The sequence below is a fragment of the Leptolyngbya sp. NK1-12 genome, assembly GCF_032598965.1.
In the GTDB taxonomy this organism is placed as follows: Bacteria; Cyanobacteriota; Cyanobacteriia; order Elainellales; family Elainellaceae; genus Elainella.
Genome location: NZ_CP053587.1, coordinates 1320506 through 1340299, shown reverse-complemented (window position 1 = coordinate 1340299; position 19794 = coordinate 1320506). Strand labels below are relative to the sequence as shown.

16 protein-coding genes are annotated in these 19794 nt (G+C 49.6%); 8 read left to right on the top strand and 8 right to left on the bottom strand.

Translation table 11 applies throughout. From position 1 onward, the window contains the following. Positions 1-16: 16 nt before the first annotated feature. From HJG54_RS33655 to HJG54_RS33640, 4 genes are all read left to right on the top strand, one after another. Entirely contained in the window at positions 17-502 is a 486-nt protein-coding gene (locus tag HJG54_RS33655) for a helix-turn-helix domain-containing protein (protein WP_316430114.1), read from the top strand. Continuing rightward, the gene (locus tag HJG54_RS33650) at positions 463-1047 is read left to right on the top strand and encodes an IS630 family transposase (protein WP_316435597.1); all 585 of its coding nucleotides are present in this window, start codon (positions 463-465) and stop codon (positions 1045-1047) included. The genes HJG54_RS33655 and HJG54_RS33650 overlap by 40 nt, the downstream gene beginning before the upstream one ends. 156 nt (positions 1048-1203) lie before the next feature. Beyond that, a complete protein-coding gene (locus HJG54_RS33645; protein WP_316436276.1) occupies positions 1204-1854 on the top strand; it encodes a DUF924 family protein in 651 nt (216 codons plus the stop codon). A gap of 423 nt (positions 1855-2277) precedes the next feature. Further along, the gene (locus HJG54_RS33640; RefSeq protein WP_316436275.1) at positions 2278-3417 is read left to right on the top strand and encodes a glycoside hydrolase family 5 protein; all 1140 of its coding nucleotides are present in this window, start codon (positions 2278-2280) and stop codon (positions 3415-3417) included. 72 nt (positions 3418-3489) lie between these two features. Here the strand turns inward: HJG54_RS33640 and HJG54_RS33635 are convergent, their stop codons facing one another. The 5 genes from HJG54_RS33635 to HJG54_RS33615 all read right to left on the bottom strand — a co-directional run bounded on the left by HJG54_RS33635 (position 3490) and on the right by HJG54_RS33615 (position 8279). Continuing rightward, on the bottom strand, positions 3490-4476 hold the full coding sequence (locus HJG54_RS33635; RefSeq protein ID WP_316436274.1) for an MBL fold metallo-hydrolase: 987 nt from the start codon (positions 4474-4476) through the stop codon (positions 3490-3492). 255 nt (positions 4477-4731) lie between these two features. Beyond that, positions 4732-5577: a bile acid:sodium symporter family protein gene (locus HJG54_RS33630; protein WP_316436272.1), complete on the bottom strand. Its 846-nt coding sequence runs from the start codon at positions 5575-5577 to the stop codon at positions 4732-4734. Positions 5578-6043: 466 nt separating this feature from the next. Beyond that, a complete protein-coding gene (locus tag HJG54_RS33625; protein WP_316436270.1) occupies positions 6044-6670 on the bottom strand; it encodes a hypothetical protein in 627 nt (208 codons plus the stop codon). Between the two features lie 97 nt (positions 6671-6767). Next, entirely contained in the window at positions 6768-7568 is an 801-nt protein-coding gene (locus HJG54_RS33620; protein WP_316436268.1) for a DUF1269 domain-containing protein, read from the bottom strand. A 60-nt stretch (positions 7569-7628) separates the two neighbouring features. Beyond that, entirely contained in the window at positions 7629-8279 is a 651-nt protein-coding gene (locus tag HJG54_RS33615) for a DUF1269 domain-containing protein (protein WP_316436266.1), read from the bottom strand. Positions 8280-9523: 1244 nt separating this feature from the next. On the opposite strand from HJG54_RS33615, the gene HJG54_RS33610 reads away from it, so the two are divergent. Beyond that, the gene (locus HJG54_RS33610) at positions 9524-12265 is read left to right on the top strand and encodes an MGH1-like glycoside hydrolase domain-containing protein (protein ID WP_316436265.1); all 2742 of its coding nucleotides are present in this window, start codon (positions 9524-9526) and stop codon (positions 12263-12265) included. Positions 12266-12634: 369 nt separating this feature from the next. Here HJG54_RS33610 and HJG54_RS33605 read toward each other — a convergent pair whose 3' ends face one another. After that, positions 12635-12883: a hypothetical protein gene (locus HJG54_RS33605; protein WP_316436264.1), complete on the bottom strand. Its 249-nt coding sequence runs from the start codon at positions 12881-12883 to the stop codon at positions 12635-12637. Positions 12884-13823: 940 nt separating this feature from the next. Between HJG54_RS33605 and HJG54_RS33600 the strand changes: the two genes are divergently transcribed. The 3 genes from HJG54_RS33600 (at position 13824) to HJG54_RS33590 (ending at position 18692) form a co-directional block, all read left to right on the top strand. Beyond that, positions 13824-14837 (top strand): helix-turn-helix transcriptional regulator, encoded by a 1014-nt coding sequence (locus tag HJG54_RS33600; RefSeq protein ID WP_316436262.1) that lies wholly within the window; start codon positions 13824-13826, stop codon positions 14835-14837. Between the two features lie 131 nt (positions 14838-14968). Next, on the top strand, positions 14969-17509 hold the full coding sequence (locus HJG54_RS33595; protein ID WP_316436260.1) for a TonB-dependent receptor: 2541 nt from the start codon (positions 14969-14971) through the stop codon (positions 17507-17509). Positions 17510-17537: 28 nt separating this feature from the next. Next, positions 17538-18692, top strand: coding sequence for an iron-siderophore ABC transporter substrate-binding protein (locus HJG54_RS33590; protein WP_316436259.1), 1155 nt, complete (start codon positions 17538-17540; stop codon positions 18690-18692). Between the two features lie 57 nt (positions 18693-18749). Here HJG54_RS33590 and HJG54_RS33585 read toward each other — a convergent pair whose 3' ends face one another. Then, a complete protein-coding gene (locus tag HJG54_RS33585) occupies positions 18750-19301 on the bottom strand; it encodes a hypothetical protein (RefSeq protein ID WP_316436258.1) in 552 nt (183 codons plus the stop codon). A 204-nt stretch (positions 19302-19505) separates the two neighbouring features. Further along, positions 19506-19694, bottom strand: a complete 189-nt coding sequence (locus HJG54_RS33580) for a hypothetical protein (RefSeq protein ID WP_316436256.1) — start codon at positions 19692-19694, stop codon at positions 19506-19508. Positions 19695-19794: the final 100 nt, after the last annotated feature.

Genomic DNA, 19794 nt, shown 5'->3' with positions numbered 1-19794 from the left:
TTTACCCCCTCAGCCGATGGAAACGCTCGAACAGTTCATTCAAAGTAACCCACCTCCGTTGGAACTCAAGCGTGCACTCGCTGTGCAGATGAGTCAAGGCGGTCACAGCTATCGGGAGATCCGTGACATTCTGCAAGTGTCGGTTGGCTTCATCACAGCTAGCCATCAACGCTACGAATGCTCAGGTGTGGAGGGACTGCGCTCCAACTATTGGGGCACCCAAGGCTATCTCGATTGTGAGCAGAAGCAAGCGTTGTTTCGGTGGCTCGACGGGCAGGATGCTTGGACACTCCAGGAGGTAATTGACCACATTGAGGATGAGTATGGGGTGGTCTACCAATCACTCCAGAGCTACTATGCCCTGCTCAGAGACGCTGGCTTCAGTTGGAAGAAGGCACAACCGGTTCACCCTGACAAGGATGAAACTCTGGTTCAGGAAAAAAAAGAGAACTTGAAGCGCTACTGGCAACGCATCAATCTGAGATCGCCGATGGACAATTAAGAGTTTTATTTCTCGACGAATGCCACCTGTTGTGGGGCGATATCAGTGGCTATGGGTGGAGCCGCCGCAAGCAACGGGTGGATGTGGAAGTCAAGTCTACCAAGCAACGACAGACCTACTATGGGGCATTGGATTATCTCACCAAGCAGTTTGTTGTCAAAGAGTACAGCGCAGGCAACGAAGAGAATACGGTTGCCTTCCTACAGTATCTCCAGTCTTTGTATGTTGAGAACACGCGCCTGGTGATTGTCTGGGATGGGGTGAGCTACCACCGCTCAAAGGTGGTGCAGGAATTTCTGGAGCAGACCAATGGAGGCTTACCGACTGAGGCGTGGAAGATTACCTGTATTCGCTTAGCCCCTAATGCACCTGAGCAGAATCCAGTTGAGGATGTTTGGTTACAAGCGAAGCAGTTTATTCGCAAGTATGCACGAATGTGTAGAAGATTTGGGTCGGTCAAGTTTCTGTTTCAATTGGTCACGCATTGTCAAACCTTTGCTTTCGCCAAGGCGTTTATGTACGGCTACTGTTCATCTCCTATCTAGGATGGCTGTAGCTGCGGCTGCCAAAACTTCTGACCTTTTCGGACCGACATTCCAGTTGAAACTGTTTATCTTAACTAAATAGATGATCGTGACTCTAAACATCTCGCCTAGCAGTGGGAACCTTTCCAGTGTTCTGTTTGTAGTTGAGCTAAACTAATGGATTACATCAAAAACGACTCGGTCTTGATCTTTGAAGATGTGCTTCAGTTTTGGTTTCCCCAGTTGCCAGAGAAGAATCCGGCTGCCTTAATTCGCCAGTGGCAATGGTGGTTTCAAGGCGGCGGAGATGCTGAAATCATCCAGCAGTTTTCGCCGTTACTGGAATGTGCTATTCGAGGTGAGCTAGACGCCTGGTCACACGCACCTCGGTCGCGATTGGCTCTGATCCTCGTCCTCGACCAATTTTCACGCACCATTTATCGGGGAACAGCTCAGGCATTCGCTCAGGATGCAAAAGCTTGTGCGCTGGCACTAGAAGGCATTAAAGTTGGTGATTACGCAGCTCTTAATACGCCCTGGGAGAAGACATTCTTCTTCCTGCCGCTGGGACATTCCGAAGATTTGAGCAATTTGGAACTCGTGACCAAACTGGCAGACGACCTAGTGCAGGAAGCCCCTCAGGACTATCGAGCCTTGCTAGAATTCTCCGCAGAACAAGCCCATCGGCATCGCGATGTCGTTGCTCGATTCGGTCGTCATCCCCATCGCAATCAGATATTAGGACGACTCTCTACTCCCGATGAACTCCAGTATCTTGCCACAGAGCAGCTCGTTCATACACGATCGCTCCCGCCGCATCTACCGTAATTTCTGTCTAGTTCTTGAACCTATCAGACTACCTGTCATCGCCGCTGGTATTAGCCGCTGACAAACTGAGATGCAGCGTTACATCACCAGTAATCATCGATGTGATGAAACAATCATTATTAAAACGATCATTATTAATTATATTCTTGAGCAAAGGCATAAGATCAGTTATCATGAAACAGCGTCTGCAACAACCGCATTGCTGCATCCAGAGACCTTTGCTGCAAATTTAAGATTATTATCAACCTATTGCCAAGTGATATCATCAACCCCTGCGTTAGCATTGACCGAAACGGGGGTTGCACAGCGATGCAGTACAGCTTTCTGAGAGCCATTTTAGTGTTGTCTGGAGGGCGCGGCTGAACGGTATAGGCAACGGTAAAACCTTGATAATGACTAGCTCTACTTTCAAGAGAGGTACCTATGCAATCTAAAACCATCGCTAAAGGCGTCAACCTGGGTAATTGGCTGGTGTTGGAAAAGTGGATGAGTCCAGAACTCTTTCTTCTAGAAGATGGAACATCGGTGGAAGACGATTATCAGCTAGTCAGAGCACTAAGCGAGACCGTAAAACGTGAACGCTATAAGGTGCATCGCGACTCCTACATCACGGATCGAGATTTTGCCTACCTGGCTGCCAGGGGCATTGATTTCGTGCGGATTCCAATTCCCTTCTACATCTTTGGCGACTATGAGCCATACATCGGATGCATTGACTACCTGGACAAGGCATTCAAATGGGCAGAGCGATACAAGCTCAAGATCTTGATTGATTTGCATACCGTACCAGATAGCCAGAATGGGTTCGATAATGGTGGCATTTGTGGTGTTTGTAAGTTTCACAAAAACCCAGAGCATGTCGAGTTCGCATTGACTGTGCTTGAACGACTAGCAGAGCGATATCGGGACAACAAAAATCTCTGGGGCATCGAGGTGCTGAATGAACCGATCTCTCCAGAGTTGTGGGATCTGGTTGATGTGCCCAAGCGATATCCAGCCGTGGATAAAGCCTATGCCGCAGGGTCAGAAGCCGTACCAACCGATTTCCTCAAGCGCTTCTACACGCAAGCCTATTCAAGGATTCGGGCGCAGGCAGACGACGTGACAGTCGTATTCCATGACGGCTTCCGCATCAAGGAATGGGTGGAGTTTTTCAAAACACCGGACTTCAAGAATGTCGTCGTGGATACGCACTTATACCTCATGACATTCGCATTAAAGTACGGAGATGGTGAGCTTGACGACCACCTAGCCTACATCAAGAACGAAATGGGCAGTATTGTAACAGAGATGTCTCAATATTTTCCAGTCTTGGTGGGTGAGTGGAGCCTTGACACTGCGTCGAGAAAGGCTGCAACAACGCTGGCTGGCAAAGAGAGAGATGACTACTATCGAAACGTTGCTGATGCGCACTTTAAGGCTTGGGAGCACGCAACGGCCTGGTGTTACTGGAGTTACAAATGTCTTGGTGATGAAGCCAAGTTCGATATTTGGGATATGGGCAAGGCCATCGAGCTAGGACTGCTTCCTCATGACTTGTCGCAGCTTCAGATTAGAAATTAAACGTTGTTCGTAGAACTGCAATCACTGTATCGTCATTACGATTGTCCTGATTTGGTGCCGTCAGCCAAAGGATCAGCTACTATTTCTTTCGTTATCAAACAGGAGTATACTCTGAAATCCTTGCATGATGCCAAATCGAATCTGATCAGCCGTTAACCGTGGAATCAGAAAGTCGAAGCTAATTTTTAGATCCAAAGGCGTGAGGGCCGTTAAGGAATCACTCAACGGCTTGTTAAAGTTGTCCCAGTGAACCGGAATGACGAGCGTTGGCTGCACCTTCGCCACCGTCTGCTCGTAGAAGGCTTCCCGGAAGGCCGCATCCTGGTTGCCAAGGGTTCCCGTTGCCAGGAAGAGCACATCGGCTCGCACCTGATCCAGCGCCCCCTCAATATAGTTGGCGGCAGGTTTGACAAAAATAGCGTGATCGCCGTGTTGGATCAGGAAGTCGAAGGATCCGCCCTCCACATAGTCAAAGAAATCGGCAGGTTGGCGGAGTGGGTGGTCAATCACCATGCCAAGATTATCGTTGACTCCCCGCACCGGCGGCGAGTGCTTGGAAGGCAGAACGGTCACGATAAACTTGCCAATCGGCACCGGACTCCCCGGCTCATAGAAGGTCATCTGCTCTTCGGGTAGATCGCCCCCGCGACCAATATTCAGGGTGGATTCAGAGCCATAGAGGTGGGCACCTGTTTTCTGAGCGATGTAGGCAATGTCAAGGGCATGGTCGAAATGGGAATGGGCCACAAACAGCGCATCCACCTTGTCAACCTGGGCGCGGGCTAGAGCCGCATCGACGAGAGCTGGATCGGTGCTGATGTCTCTGATCCGACGGCTGATCAAGGATGGACGGGTAATATAGCCATCCAGCATTAGCCGTGTTTCCCCATCATCAAACAGCAGCATGGTCGTTCCGAAAAACGTTACCTTGATGGCTCCGTTTCTGGGTTCCTGGTCGTTCTGACTCAAGTAATAGGAACTGTAGCGGTCGATGATTCCTGAAGCGAGAGCAGCCGGAGTAGGAAAGAAATTCAAACCGACGATGAGTGTGACGATCAATATTTCAAAGAGGACAAATATAATACCTCGGATGAATCCTTTCTCCATATATTTTGTGTAGTAATAAGAGAATTTTATGATAAATGTTTTCGTCAATTTATTCTCTGCCCCACCCCTCTAATCAGGCTCTTGTCTTTGCAAATAATTTAAAACTGCGATCGCTAGTAAGCCCAATAGAGCATATATAGCTAGCGCAATCAGCGTATTCAAATCAAAAATCCGCGTAGCAGTAGCATCAGTGGGATTAAACACACCTTATTTTAGGGCCACAACCTGTTGACGCCGCCAGCTCAGGTATAGTTTGGCCACAATGCCATTCACGATCAGGCAGAGAATAATGGCTACAGCAAAGTTCTGTCCTGGATAACTCGCGGCGGCAATCGTGAGCGGAATGGCGGGATGCCGATTGGCACAGGAAAATGCCAGCACGATCGCATGATCTGGTTGCGTCCCACCCAGCAGGTCTCCTATGGCGAATGCCGCCAGGTTATACAGGGTAAACGCAAGGACAACCATCACACTGACAAAGGACCAAACCTTGGGTAGCGTGATGGCCAGCACCACCACCAGCGCAACTAACATCACAATGTTCGCAATCCGCATAATCGGTTCGCTAGCCTGCTCCACGCCCACCCCCAAGAGTTTGCGGACGATCATGCCTGCAATCAACGGCAGCAGCGCCACAACCAGCATTAGTTCCACAACTGCCAATGGATCGAGGGCAAACGGCTTGCTCATCAATCGCCCCAGAAACACGACGAGGCCGGGTGTGATCAGTTGTGACAGCAGAACCACAGTCACCGATAGCCCGACTGCATACGACCCGTGACCACCCGATTCCCGCTCTTGTTTCGGCAGCAGCGGCGAAGTCGGTGAGATCGCCAGAGCCACCATCGCCACCTTAGCTCCCAGAGGCAGGTCGAGCGTCATGGCCAGCAGTAGAGCAGCCGTTGGCACGACAACAAACATCGCCAGGAGCGACACGAACAGGAGACGCGGTCGTCGAAACAGGTAGTTGAGGTCGTCGGATCTGGCCCGTAGTCCGTAGGCAAAAACGGTAGCCATCATACTGAGATTGAAGGCGAGCGCTATGATGTTCATCTGGCTGAAATGCTTAACTCACTCGGCGGTTGGCTGTCATTTCTGGCTGCGATTCCGCCATCCCATTATTATGGGACATTTTATGGGACATAAACCGAGCTTTGTTTGCATTTCCAAGCCACCTGACTTCGAGCAATCAGCGCCCGCACTATCAACAGGAAAACTTAGGAGAGCGTAAATTATGTTGATCCCCCCTAGCCCCCCTTACGAAAGGGGGGAACCGGACAATCAGGGATTGAAGTCCCCCTTATGTAAGGGGGATTTAGGGGGATCAAATCTTTGCATTGAATCGCAATCGAGATCTGTGTACACCGTAGCTTACAGAGGGGGATTGTGCGATGCACATGCTGCGCGAACGAACCCAGATCTAGTAATCAAAATGATTTCATTTTCAATCGACTGAAACGGCATGATTGTGGTAGCCCAACACTGCAGCACAATCATGCTTGCAGCTCAGATCCAGCCGTTATTTGAACAGCGTCTTCAAAGCCTGATCCGATGTATCCAATGCATTCTGCAATGCTTGAAGGTGCTGATTCAATCTCACCTTAGAGAAAGTACTCGTGTCACTCATTGCTTTCTTCGTATCATCCAACAGAACGTTGATGGCATCAGCCGTCAGGTTCAACGACTCTTTCACATCTTCTACTTTCTGCTGCGTTCCTGCCTTCAACTCAGCGCGAGACTGTTTCGCCGATTGCAGCATTTCTTGCTCTAATTCATCTGCCTGTTGAGCATATTGCTCGTAGGCTTTTGCCGTCTCCTCTAACTTCTGTTGAGCTGCTTGCAAATCTGCCAAAACGGCCTTGCGGTGGGCTGCATCAAATTCGGCAGTTGATTTCTCGATGCTGTCGGGAAGATTCTTCAGCGCCTTTTGGGTTTCACTGATTTGCTTGCTCAACGTTTTCTGTGACTGCTTCACAAACTGTTCAAATTGATCTTGAGCCTGTTCAAAATTGGCTTGAACTTCAGCTTGCGATGGCAAGGAAACCGCATCAGCAACTGGCACATTGATGAAAAGGAATAAAGCAGCCGCGAGAACGCTTAAGAACGCAGTTTTGAAAGCCTGGTTGATGGTTAGAAGTTTCATCATGGTTGAGATTTTGATAGTGTTAGGGAAAGAGGGAAAAACAGGCGTGCTGATAGCTGGGGTAGAATCCGTCAATCTGATCAGCAACGCCAGTGGCAGACTAAACGGTTAGGGCTTCACGCACAGAAGCAGCCGATTGCTTCAGCTTTTCTTGCCGTTTCGCAAGGTTAGCCTGAATTTCGTTGACCTGCTTCTCGATCTGGGCTTTTTGCTTGTCGCTGGCTGCTTTCGCCTGGTCCTTCAGAACCGCCACCTTGGACTCGGCCTGCTGCTCGGCATCTTTCATCCACTTATTGGCAGCATCAATCTTGGTCTGAAGTTTGGTGCGAGTAGCATCCATCTTCGCCTGGATTTTCGCCTTTTGCTCTGCTGCGGCAGCATCGTACTCTTCTTGCAATGCTTGCAGTTCCGCCTGAGTTTCGCGGATATCGCGATCGATTTGCTCATCCACAACTTCAGAACGAACTTTGCGGAATACGGTTCCACCCAGCGGCTGCATTGCCGTGTCTAGAGGCGTTGTCCAGTATTCATCCACATGGGCGACAAGGGCTGCTTTTCCAGGAGTTAGCACCCTGCTGACATCATCCAAAAATTCCAGATTAATGCCCATCCGATCTAGATCGCCCATCGCTCCACCGACATAGCCACCAGTCATGCCAGCCGCTACACCCGCTGGCCCAGCCAGAATGCCGATCAGGCCACCCAGACAGGCACCAAACAGGGTACCAATCGGACCCGGATCAGCAGATTGACGGACATTGACCGTGCCATCGGCATCTTTCGCAATCACTGCAACGGCAAACACAGCCAAATCGGCCTGCTGATGCAGTTGCTTGATCGCATTCAAACCGTTGTAAGCACCGCTTTCGCTATCGAAAACAACAACAACCATTTTTTCCATTTTGGTTTTCTCCTTCCAGTCACAAATTAAAGTGAATTCAGAGGCCACATTTGGCTGACTTTAACCGGCAACGGTCTCTTCCAACGGTTCATTGGTAATCACGGCATTGTCTACAATCGTCCCATTCTCGCCGACCAGCACACCGCCAACCTGAGTGTCGGTCTCTGTCCCCGCCATACGAACAACTCCAGACCCCAAAGAGCCACTGCCTGCGGTATACAGCACATTGCCACCGGCATTCAACTGCTCGGCAATGTCAGCCTGAATCGAATCGTGGATCAGTTGGGCACCATCGGCGATCAGAGCCGTTTGTAATTGCGAGACCCAGCTATGTTCGATCGTGGCTACAATGGCCGAGCTTCCTGGCGGTAGAGCCGAGCTAATGCTCTTCATTTCAGCCTTGAGTGGCGCACTCCGCAACTTACCAACCAATGCTCCAATCACTCCACCTCCCAGGGCTGCTGCACCAACCGGTGGGGCCGCCAGCAGGCCAACTAGCCCACCAACCAATCCGCCGGTCACCAACCCCTTAGCAGTGCGTCGCTTGGAGTCGGTAATCTTGACTTTGCCATCGGCATCCTTGACCACAACTGCGGCGTCTACAATGCCAATCAAGCCGTCTTTCTTACCTTGCTTGAGGCTATCCATCACTTCACTAGCACCCTCAGGTGTGCTAAACGCCGCCACAATTACTTGAACTGGAGTTTCCATGATTTATTCTCCTTGGTATTAGCTTGGTGTCAGATGTTGGTATTAGGTAACTGAGTGTTCGAGGTGAATGTCTGAGACGGTTTGAACGACTTGCAATTGCAAGCAGCTTAATCGAGATGCTGGAGCGCTGACAGCACAACCAGTCTCAGAGCGATAGACACACTGATTCAGCCATTCCCCAAAATTCAGGAACAGCAGATTAAAAGCAGATTGAGTGAACGTTCATCAAGGAACTCCAGCAACGCTGGATCGCAAACTGCTGAACAAACCAGCGTGCAATTGGAACTCCTAAACCCTCGCGTGAAAAGCAGGGACCACAAAAATATGGTCCGTACTGCCGCACTTTAATTAAGCCCCTAGCTACAAATCAACAATCACTGAATATGTGAGCCAACAATCACCGAATCGAAATTGGGGCAACTTATACAACGTATCTACCAATACAATCTCAAAATTACCTAATAAGTGCGTTCTACTGAAGAGCCTATCAAAACCTAATCTATGCCTGGTCTATACAAGCCAGAACCAATTTATCCTGCCAGATTTACTCTACCAAAGATAAACATCTATCTAAATAGGTACAAAAGTAGATTAGATGAGTCTGTTGAAAATTTCAACAAGGGAGACATTAAATTTCTTTAAAGGAAAGGTTGCTTCTATTAATTTTAGTGGGAATGAGAGCAACAACGGAGGTTAACTAGGATACATAGCAGCACACCAGATCAACAAAGTGGAGGTGTCAATAACATTACACCGCGTACACATTGTCATATCGCCCACCAGCTTTTATTTAGTGATATCTCTAGCCTGCTTGACTGACAGAACTCTGAGGCTGACGGCTCGAAGTCACACCTACACAGACAAAACCTGCGCAAGTTACTCAGCTCAACCAATAGTCAGCGCAGGGCGTTCAACGAAGCTTAACCGAGTCAGCAACTTAGTTTGTATAGTGGCAGTTTTAACCGCTTCGGTTTGTGTTTGCCAGACTATTCAATGCTCTCTTCTACACCAACCAACTTTAATGTTCTATACCAACCAACTTTAATGCAGTAAAAATTTTTGCTAATATCCAATAGATTCACCCTTAAGATAGAGGCCAAATGAGACATACCTTCAGCCCTAGAATAGATGTCAAGCTGCGACTATCCGCAAAATAAAGTTGCAGGGAGCACACAGCAAGCCAGTAGAAAGCGGTATTAATAGTGGGAGCAACGAACACAGTTCAGCAGAGTAATCGACTAAATATGATGGTAGCAGAACAAACACGACTCACGGAATCACGTGACGGCATTCACCGCTGGCACAAATGGGGACCCTATCTGAGTGAGCGGCAGTGGGGAACCGTGCGGGAAGACTACAGCAACGATGGCAACGCCTGGAATTATTTTCCGCATGATCAGGCGCGGTCGCGGGCCTATCACTGGGGTGAAGATGGACTGGGTGGCATCTCAGACGATCACCAGATTTTGTGTTTTGCATTGGCTCTGTGGAACGGTAAGGATCCAATTCTGAAAGAGCGCCTATTTGGGTTGACCAACAGCGAAGGAAATCACGGCGAAGATGTCAAGGAGTATTACTTTTATCTTGACAGTACGCCCACTCACTCGTGTATGAAATATCTCTATAAATATCCGCAATCAGCCTATCCCTACGATGATTTGCTCAACACCAATCGGCAGCGCAGTCGCTATGAATTGGAATATGAATTATTAGATACCGGTATTTTTGATCACGATGCCTACTTCGATGTATTTGTTGAATACGCCAAAGCAGAAGCAGAAGATATTTTGATTCAGATTAGCGTTTGCAATCGTGGTCCTACTGCTGCTAGTTTAGATGTTCTACCGACGCTGTGGTTTCGCAATACCTGGTCCTGGAATGGCGGTGTTAAGCCAATTTTGCAGAAAGTCGGCACGACTGGGACTGTGATCCATGCGCATCATCCTGACCCGCAGATCCAAAAGGTATTATCTGACTATTATTTTTATTGCGATCGCCCGGTCCCCCTCTTGTTTACCGAAAACGAAACCAATTTTGCTCGCCTGTTTGCTACCCCGAATCCCAGCCCCTACGTCAAAGATGCGTTTCATCATTACCTGATCCAGGGCCAGCAGGATGCCGTCAATCCGGCCCAGACCGGCACCAAAGCTGCCCCCCACTATCATCTGCATGTGGAACCTGGATCAATCCAGACGATTCGCCTGCGATTGACTCGCACTGCTCCTGCTCATCTCACCGATCCGTTTGCCGCATTTGAATCCACACTGCAAACTCGGCATCAGGAAGCCGACGCTTTCTACGACTCGATTACACCTGCGGCCCTTGCAACTGATCCGGATCGGGTCCGGGTGATGCGGCAAGCATTAGCAGGGATGCTCTGGTCAAAGCAATATTTTTACTACGATGTGAATCAGTGGCTGAACGAGCGCAACGTAACACCCTGGTCTGACCAACTTGACGATGTACGTAATGGCGCATGGTTGCATCTATATAGTAAGGATATTATCTCAATGCCAGACAAGTGGGAGTACCCCTGGTTTGCAGCCTGGGATCTGGCGTTTCATATGCTGCCGCTAGCCATGGTAGACACCGAGTTTGCCAAGTCCCAGCTCGGTTTGATGCTGCGAAATACCTATCAGCACCCGAATGGTCAAATTCCGGCCTATGAGTGGAATTTTAGTGATGTCAATCCGCCGGTTCATGCCTACGCCACGATGCAGGTGTATCTGATGGATAAGGCGCGCAACCAGGGCGAGGGAGACCTCAACTTTCTTAAATATATTTTCTCGAAGCTACTCGTTAACTTTACCTGGTGGGTTAACCGCAAGGATCGCCGCGGCAATAATGTATTTGAAGGGGGCTTTCTAGGACTCGATAACATCAGCGTGTTTGACCGCAGTTCCCCCTTGCCGACAGGCGGCTGGCTAGAGCAGGCGGATGGTACAGCCTGGATGGTCTTTTTTAGCCAGCAAATGTTGCGGATTGCGATAGAGCTGGCGATAGACAATCCTGAATACGAAGAATTTGTGATCAAGTTCTTTGAGCATACCACCTGGATTGCCGGCGCAATGGACCGCATTGGCATCCAACAAGATGAAATGTGGGATGAGGAAGATGGCTTCTTCTACGATGTCCTCCGCCTGCCCGATGGTCAAGCCATGCGGCTGAAAGTGCGTTCGCTGGTGGGATTACTTCCCCTGGCGGCAGTCGCAATTTTTGATGCTGATGACTTTGCCAAACTGCCCAACTTCCGCAACTACGTCGAAGAATTTAAGCTCCGCCGTCCCGACCTGACTGCCAATATCCATTTGCCCACTCAGCCCGGTATGGCAGGGCGCTACATGCTATCGGTCTTTAACGAGCAAAAATTGCGGCGAGTGCTGGCTCGCATGCTGGATGAAAGCGAATTTTTTAGCCCCTATGGAATTCGCTCCCTTTCCCGCTATCACCAGGACCATCCGTTTGTGTTTTCTCATGCCGGTCAAGAATTCCGGGTAGACTATCTGCCCGCAGAATCAAACACAGGTATGTTTGGCGGCAACTCCAACTGGCGCGGCCCCGTCTGGATGCCTGTTAATATTTTGTTTATCAGCGCCCTGCGACGACTCCATGCCTACTACGGAGATGATTTTAAGGTGGAATGCCCCACCGGATCGGGACAGTATAGGACTCTGTTTGAAGTAGCCCAGGAGTTAGGCAATCGGCTGACTCGTTTGTTCCTCAAAAATGACAAAGGCGAGCGCCCGGTTTATGGAGCTGCCAAAAAATTCCAAACCGATCCACATTGGCAAGATCTAATTTTGTTCTACGAATACTTTCATGGTGATATTGGTGCTGGGATTGGCGCGAGTCATCAAACCGGTTGGACGGGCTGCATTGCCCAAGTCATTCAAGCCTACGGTACGTTGGTGCCTGAAGTAGTAGAAAAACTCATGACCAGTGCCCACACAGAATTTCAGCTCAATCAGGAATATCAGGGCCTATAGTCCTCGTTCATCACTTTATTCCGCCTAGAGTGACCAAGGTGAGGGGTGAGGGGTAAGGGGTGAGGGGCTTCGACGCGAGCGCACTGCCCCCATGGGGCCAGAAAAATCAGCCGAGCGGTGAGGGGTAAGGGGTGAGGGGTGAGGGGTGAGGGGCTTCGATGCGAGCGCACTGCCCCCATGGGGCCAGAAAAATCAGCCGAGCGGTGAGGGTGTTGACTATAAAGCGCTCGGGTGAGTATGTGTACACTGTAGCCCACCTACTCCCCACTCCCTACCCCCCACTCCCCACTCCCTACCCCCCACTCCCTACCCCCCACTCCCCACTCCCCACTCCCCACTCCCCACTCCCTACCCCCCACTCCCCACTCCCTACCCCCTCCGCCGATACAGCAGCAAAATACTCATCACCTCATCCGAATTGGGCACGGGCAGTAACCGACTCCAGGAACCCGCATCGGCAATGCCAGCCTGGTGCTGACGGTGAATCATTTCCTGTACGCCTGCGGTAGAGCCAATTAGAATCAAACGAAGACGCTCTCGATCACCAAAATTTGAACTAGAAGAAAGGTTGGGTGAATTGAGCGGAAACGGTAAATCGGACAGAAATTCATCTGCCATAGAAACACTCCTTGGAATTTTTAGGGTTGGAAGAAACCCCAAAAATTTAGCCACCCCGCCAAACATACAGCGCAGGATGGCTAAGGAGTGTTACAATACTCCACTAGCCTCCCAGACTGGGTTGACAGTCGAAGGGGTTAGTCGCCCTGGTGCTGCGCTCAACAGCTAGGGGCGACGGCTAAATTTTTGGGTAGCCCGATTGTGCCCACAGAAGCAACAATCTTAATCTGATACAATAGCGGCATTGCGCTCTAAATGCAACCGCATAGAGGAAATTATTTACCTTTTTCCTTACTAAGGCTATGGTGTACACACAGTTGATTCTGTCAGTGTCCTCGTTCTTGCCGCCCTCTCAATCCCCCACTAGTGGAGGACTTTGAACCTGCTTGTTCTCTCGTTCCACCAGATCGCCTGCAGTTTGTCAAACGACTCGCTCGTTGGATAGATAAAGTCGGAAGTCTCTCATGCATGGGGGATTATAGCCGTGCGGACATTCCAGGAAAGGGGGCTGAGAGGACTTGTGCGTACACCGTAGGGAACTAGGGGAGGATAGGTTTGAGATATGTTTAGTCAGATTGATATGGTGTCTAGGTTATGCAGTGTTATTTCAAGCGTTCGCAGGAATGTTTATTATCGTGTAGTAGATCGTTCAGCGTATTGATATCGATTTTTGTCAGTTAGCCTATCATGCCGGCTTCCACATCACCTCGTTACGCAATCCATATATTCACGGATAATTGGAGCGTAGGCAGATCTAATCGGTTCGCCTGATTTCTCGTTCCAGGGATACTCAGCAATGGTGAGTATGGCAGGAATTGCCAGAAAATTGTCCTTATAGAAAGCAACGGGTATTGTGATATAATTGCTAATGACTCTCATTTAAGATAGGGAAGCAGCTTTGTGGCCGCAGCGTGCCCCTAGCTATGTTGGAGATTTGCTAATGAGCTTAAAACTTTCGGATTCGGATTGGAGCGAGCTGTGGCATCAGGAGTGGCATCAGGAAGAGAGCGGTACGACTGACCCATTGGATTTATCTGAACAAGTCTACAAACTCTCTGGGCGACTGGGCCAGGGTAGCGAGCAATGGATTCCACTCCGCAATGGGCTGCACTTAGAGATCTGTGACTACGAGCTTTGGGAAGATGTAACTATCAGTAGTCAATATTGTTATGACACCTATCCAGACAACCCCTGCTGCATCAGTTTCGTGGTTTCTGGAACTGTCAGAACGATCCATCATGGGCTAACGGACTACGTTTTTGAAGTACCTGGCAAAAACCACCTGGAGTTTATCCATGAAGGCAGGGAAACGGAAGATCGATGGGCTGGCGATCGCATCACCAAAGTGCGAGTCGGCATTCAAACCAAAACTCTACGGCAAATGAGCTGCGGATCTGTCTCTACCCTGCCCAAGGAACTGAGATACCTAATTGAGGAACAAGAGGTACCGCCGCCCTTTTATCGGCTAGAAACAACCTCTCCTGAAATGCATGTGGTTCTACAGCAAATTCTAAACTGCCCCTATCAAGATTGGACTCGCCAGTTCTACCTGGAAAGTAAAGCATTGGAACTACTCATTTTATGGCTAGATCAGGCAACAGAACGGGACAAATTACCTGACTCCTGTAACCTTTCTCTCAGCGATGTCGATCGGGTTCATCAAGCCAGAGAGATTCTGATGCAACATCTGGAAAATCCACCTTCCTTACTGGAGTTAGCCCGAAAAGTGGGGTTAAATGATTACAAATTGAAGCGAGGCTTCCGTCAGCTTTATGGAACTACCGTATTTGGGTACTTACATACTCAACGGATGGAGAAAGCCCGAATCTTACTCACTAGCCAACAAATGAAGATCACAGATGTCGCTCATGCTGTCGGTTATGCCAGTTTGCCATCGTTTAGTTCGGCGTTTCGCAAGCAATTTGGCGTTAGTCCCAGGTCTTACCTGGTTTAAAGGTTAAAAAAATCCGTTTGCGATAACAAAAATCCGTTTGCGATAAGACAGTATCAGCAGAAAGGCTTACCATTCTATCCATCTAAGTGAGAACTATTTGCATTTGTGGCAGTAGATGGAGTTCGGTAAGGATGGTGTTGAAACAGCAGCGGTGGGGGTCAATAGGATTGACAGGAGCGGTTTTGTTGCTGCTCGCTCCAATAGCTTGGGCCGAAGAGAGTGGAAACCAGCAGGATGAAAAGGGAGGCCAGCCCAGCGCTTTAGAACAGCCTGCCACAACCGTCGAGGAATGGCTTGCACAAATTGCTCAGGTTGCAATCATACAAGTCACGGGAATCCAACTCAATGCTACTGATACAGGAATTGACGTGATCCTGGAAACCGCAGCCGGGCAACTGCCTGAACCATCAACGTCTGTCGTTGGCAATGCCTTGATTGTCGAGATTCCCAATGCGGCGCTAACCTTACCAGAGGGAAATGAGTTTCAGCAAGCAAATCCAGCCGAGGGAATCGCGTTAATTTCAGTCACAAGTCTGCCTGATAATTGGGTGCGAGTAGCAATTACGGGATTGGGGGCACCGCCAACGGGCGAAATCCGGGCAGATGCCCAAAGCTTAGTGTTGAGTGTAGTTCCGGGAACAGACGCAGCTGATGATGCTGAAGATGCAATTCAGGTCGTGGTGACAGGGGAGCAAGCAGGCTATCAGGTGGATGAGGCAACGACCGCCACCCGCACCGATACCCCCCTGCGCGATATTCCCCAATCAATTCAGGTGGTTCCCCGCCAAGTTCTGGAAGATCAACAGGTGATTGAACTGGAAGAAGCAGTTCGCAACGTCAGCGGAGTCGTACCGGGAAACACGTTCGGGAACACCCAGGATGGAGGCTTCGTGATTCGAGGATTTCCCTCCTTTGATTTGTATTTGCGCAATGGCTTTCGAGACAATGCTCAGGGCATTCGAGAATTTGCCAATATTGAACGGATCGAAGTGCTGAAAGGTCCAGCCTCAGTGCTCTATGGCAACCTGGAACCAGGAGGTGTGATCAACTTCATCACTGAAATGCCGTTGGCTGATCCCTATTACTCAACAGAACTAGAGTTGGGCAACTACGGCTTTGCTCGCCCGACAATCGACCTTTCAGGTCCCTTAAATGACGATGAAACGCTGCTATATCGCCTCAACGCTGCCTATCTCAATCAAGACGGCTTTCGCAACTTCAGCCGCTACAGCGAACGCTACTTTGTCGCTCCAGTATTGACATGGCAAATAAGCAATCGCACCGATCTGACTCTAGAATTTGATTACGTGCGCGATGAGCGCCCCTTCGATCGGGGCTTAGTGGTGCTTGGTGATGCGGTGGCAGACATTCCTATCAGCCGGGTGTTGGGCGAGCGGGATGATCTGCGAGAAGTAGAGGAAATTGGCGTAGGATATCGCTTTGAGCATCGCTTTAGCGACAACTGGCGGGTGCGCAACGCCTTCCGAATGCTGTTTACCGATTCGTTCGATTATGCCTTCCAGCCTAGTAGTTTAGACGAAGCAACGGGGGAATTATCTCGCAATCTGCGTTCCAATGAGGACTATCGTGAGAGTTATGCCCTACAAACCGAGCTAGTGGGAGAATTTTCAACCGGTCCAATTGAACACACGCTGCTCGTGGGCGTGGATTGGAGTCGCAATACCCTGCGCGGCAATACGCGAGCCGCCGAGTCTACCCCATCTATCAATATTTTTGATCCAGACTACGGTGCCGTCCGGCCCGAGCGGTCGGACCTGCCGCTACTAACCATCGATCGCTTTAATGCCACCAACACGATCGGCTTTTTTATCCAGAATCAGATTGATTTACTAGACAACTTGCATCTGCTAGTAGGCGGACGCTTCGACATCATTGATCAACGTTCAACTAATTTTCTGGATGGCTCTAGCAGTAACCAAAACGAAGATGCTTTCTCTCCCCGAATTGGCATCGTCTATCAGCCAATTGAGCCACTGTCCCTGTATGCCAGCTATAGCCAATCCTTTCAGCCCAACGCCTTCACCCAATCCGATGGCTCTTTCCTGGAACCAGAGCGGGGACGACAGTTTGAAATTGGCATTCGCGGTGAATTTCTGGACGATCGCCTGATCGCAAATTTAGCAGCGTACCACATTACCAAAACCAATGTTGCCACCACCGACCCGGATGATCCCAACTTTTCGCTACCGTTGGGAGAAGTTCGCAGCCAAGGTATTGAATTTGATGTTGCCGGGGAAATTCTACCCGGTTGGAATATCATTGCCTCCTATGCCTACACCGATGCAGAAGTCACAGAAAGCGGTGCCGATCCCTTTTTTCCAGAAGGATTACGCATCGCCAATGTTGCCCCTAACACGGCAAGCCTCTGGACAACTTATGAAATTCAGAGCGGAACGCTTCAGGGATTGGGATTTGGCATCGGCTTATTCTACGTCGATAACCGACCGGGCGACTTTGATAACACCTATGAATTGCCGTCCTTTCTCCGCACCGATGCAGCGATCTATTACCGTCGAGATAACTGGAGAATTGCGCTCAATGTCAAGAACCTGCTTGATGAACAGTATTTTGCAGGCGCGGATTTTGGCCGCGTCACGGTTCGACCGGGTGAACCCTTCACCATCCTGGGCAGCGTAGCGGTGGAGTTTTAGGAGAATGAGGCGTTACCTGATAAGAACAATGCATCGATCCATCACACGAATGCTGCTGGTGATCATCACTTTGATCTGGGTGTTTGCCTGCAATAGCAGCACTATCGAACGAGTTGCAGGTAGCGCAAACAACAATGTGGAACTACAGAGGTCTTCAACTACACACATCGTTGAACATGGGATGGGAAAGACAGAGGTTCCGGCTCAGCCCAGCCGAATTATTGCATTGGATGAATATACTCTAGAATGCATCTTGGCATTGCAAAGTAAACCTGTGGGCAGCGTGATGTTTGAGACTATGCCGTCCTATCTGCAAGACAAAACCGCAGGAATTGAAAACCTCGGCAGCGAAGGCGAACCAAGCCTGGAGAAAATACTAGCGCTCCAGCCAGACTTGATTCTAGGCACAATGTATCATCAGCAAACATATAGCCAATTATCACAAATTGCCCCAACTGTTTTAACGCTCCATAAAGACATAAAAGATTGGAAAGCAGCACTCCTCAACTTTGCTGAGGCATTGGGAAAAACCGCTGCGGCAGAACAAATCCTGCAAGACTATAACAATCGGTTAGAAATCTTCAAAACTCAGATGGGTAGCCGGTTGAAACAAACCAAAGTGTCTGTGGTGCGTGTCTACCCAACCCACATCAGTCTGTACCTTAAGGATGTTTTCATCGGCACCATCCTAGACGATGCCGGACTGCCTCGTCCTCCAGCGCAAGACAAATCGGGAGCTGCTTACGAGATTTCCAGAGAACGCATTCGGGATGCCGATGGTGATGTGATCTTTATGTGGACCTATGGCTACAATCAGCAACGCCAACAAGAAGCGCAGGCTGCCCTAGAGCAGTTGAAAGCAGATCCGCTCTGGTCGCAGTTGGACGCTGTGCAGCAGGGCAAAGTCTATCAGGTTCCGGGTTACTGGATTGGAGCGGGACCGCTAGCTGCGAATGCCGTGATTGACGATTTGTTTCGCTACCTGGTTGATCAGCCCGTCACATCACTCCAGCCATTCTCTGCCGCTCATCGTCCCGAGAGGTTAAAGCAGGCCGGAGCATACCGGCAAGGAGTCCAAGCCTTCGCTGCCCCCACCCCCCATACTGGAGGCTTTGAAGAGTTACGAGCTGGTTCTCCCCAAAATTGGGGGCTAGGGGGGACTTCTTTCACATTGCTGGAGTAATAGGTCCAAAGGGAGAGATTGCTTGTTCTGCGCCTAATAACCCAACGAGTTGGGAAATTACCTCAGGAAATGCGATCGAATGTTACTCCACCAATCAAGATAGTCGGTCCAGAGATCAAAGTTTGCCCACAAAACAAAGCCTCGCACCCGACAACCCAAGGCTTTCAACCACATCACTAGCTCATGATTGCTGTTGTGGAATAGCGTGTAATCCTGTTCATCCTGAACCAGTGTGAGTCCGGTGCGAAGATTTTGAACACGAGTGTGAATTTGGTGATCGAACCGTTGATTGAGTGCTTGCAGTAATTGAATTGCATCCGCGCCAGCCACGGCAAAACCCAGGAGAGTTGCCCGTTCCTGCTGTGAAACCTGCTGCAGTTCAGCGAGATGATTAAATTCTCGTCGCCCTAAAGCACCTTGAGTAGGAATCAGACTGGCAGCAATCGTATTCTCCCAGTCTTGTTGATTGAGCGCATAATACTTCCAATCCCCATAAGCATATTGAATCAGCCGCCTCTGATCCATTGGCAACACCAACCTAGCATGCATTCCGTGCTCAGCCACATACACCATAACAGGGTTGTCAGGTTGGATAGGTGGAAGAATCATTGCAGGCGAGGAAATCCAAATCAGTAAAAGGATTGCTATGCTTGCCAATGCTAAAGCTACAAAGCGACGCAAACGCATAATTGCCTGGTATACAAGAAATAGTCTCAAATGAGAAGATCAAAGACGTAAGAGCAGGAATGACTGAAGCCAGCGGTGCGAATCATGCGGTATTCTGCGATTACCTGCATTTATTGCCCTTAGCAGCTAAGGAGATGGGGGGGGTGACACGGTTGGATCCGTTGGTACAGTTGGAGAAACACCTGGGCTATCGGCTGGAGGTGGAGTAGGAGTCGTTTCTGGCGTTCCGGTTCTACCTGTTCCGGCAGGTTCACAGGCAGCGAGTAAGATCGAGAACCCAATCAGTGAAGCAAATAACGCAGTAATCTTGCTCATAATTCCTTCCTGGAGTAAATAGCACCACAGCAATCAATATCGAAAAAGTAACTTGGTTAGACCCATTGTGAAAGACTCACCCATCAGTCTCGTCTATCAA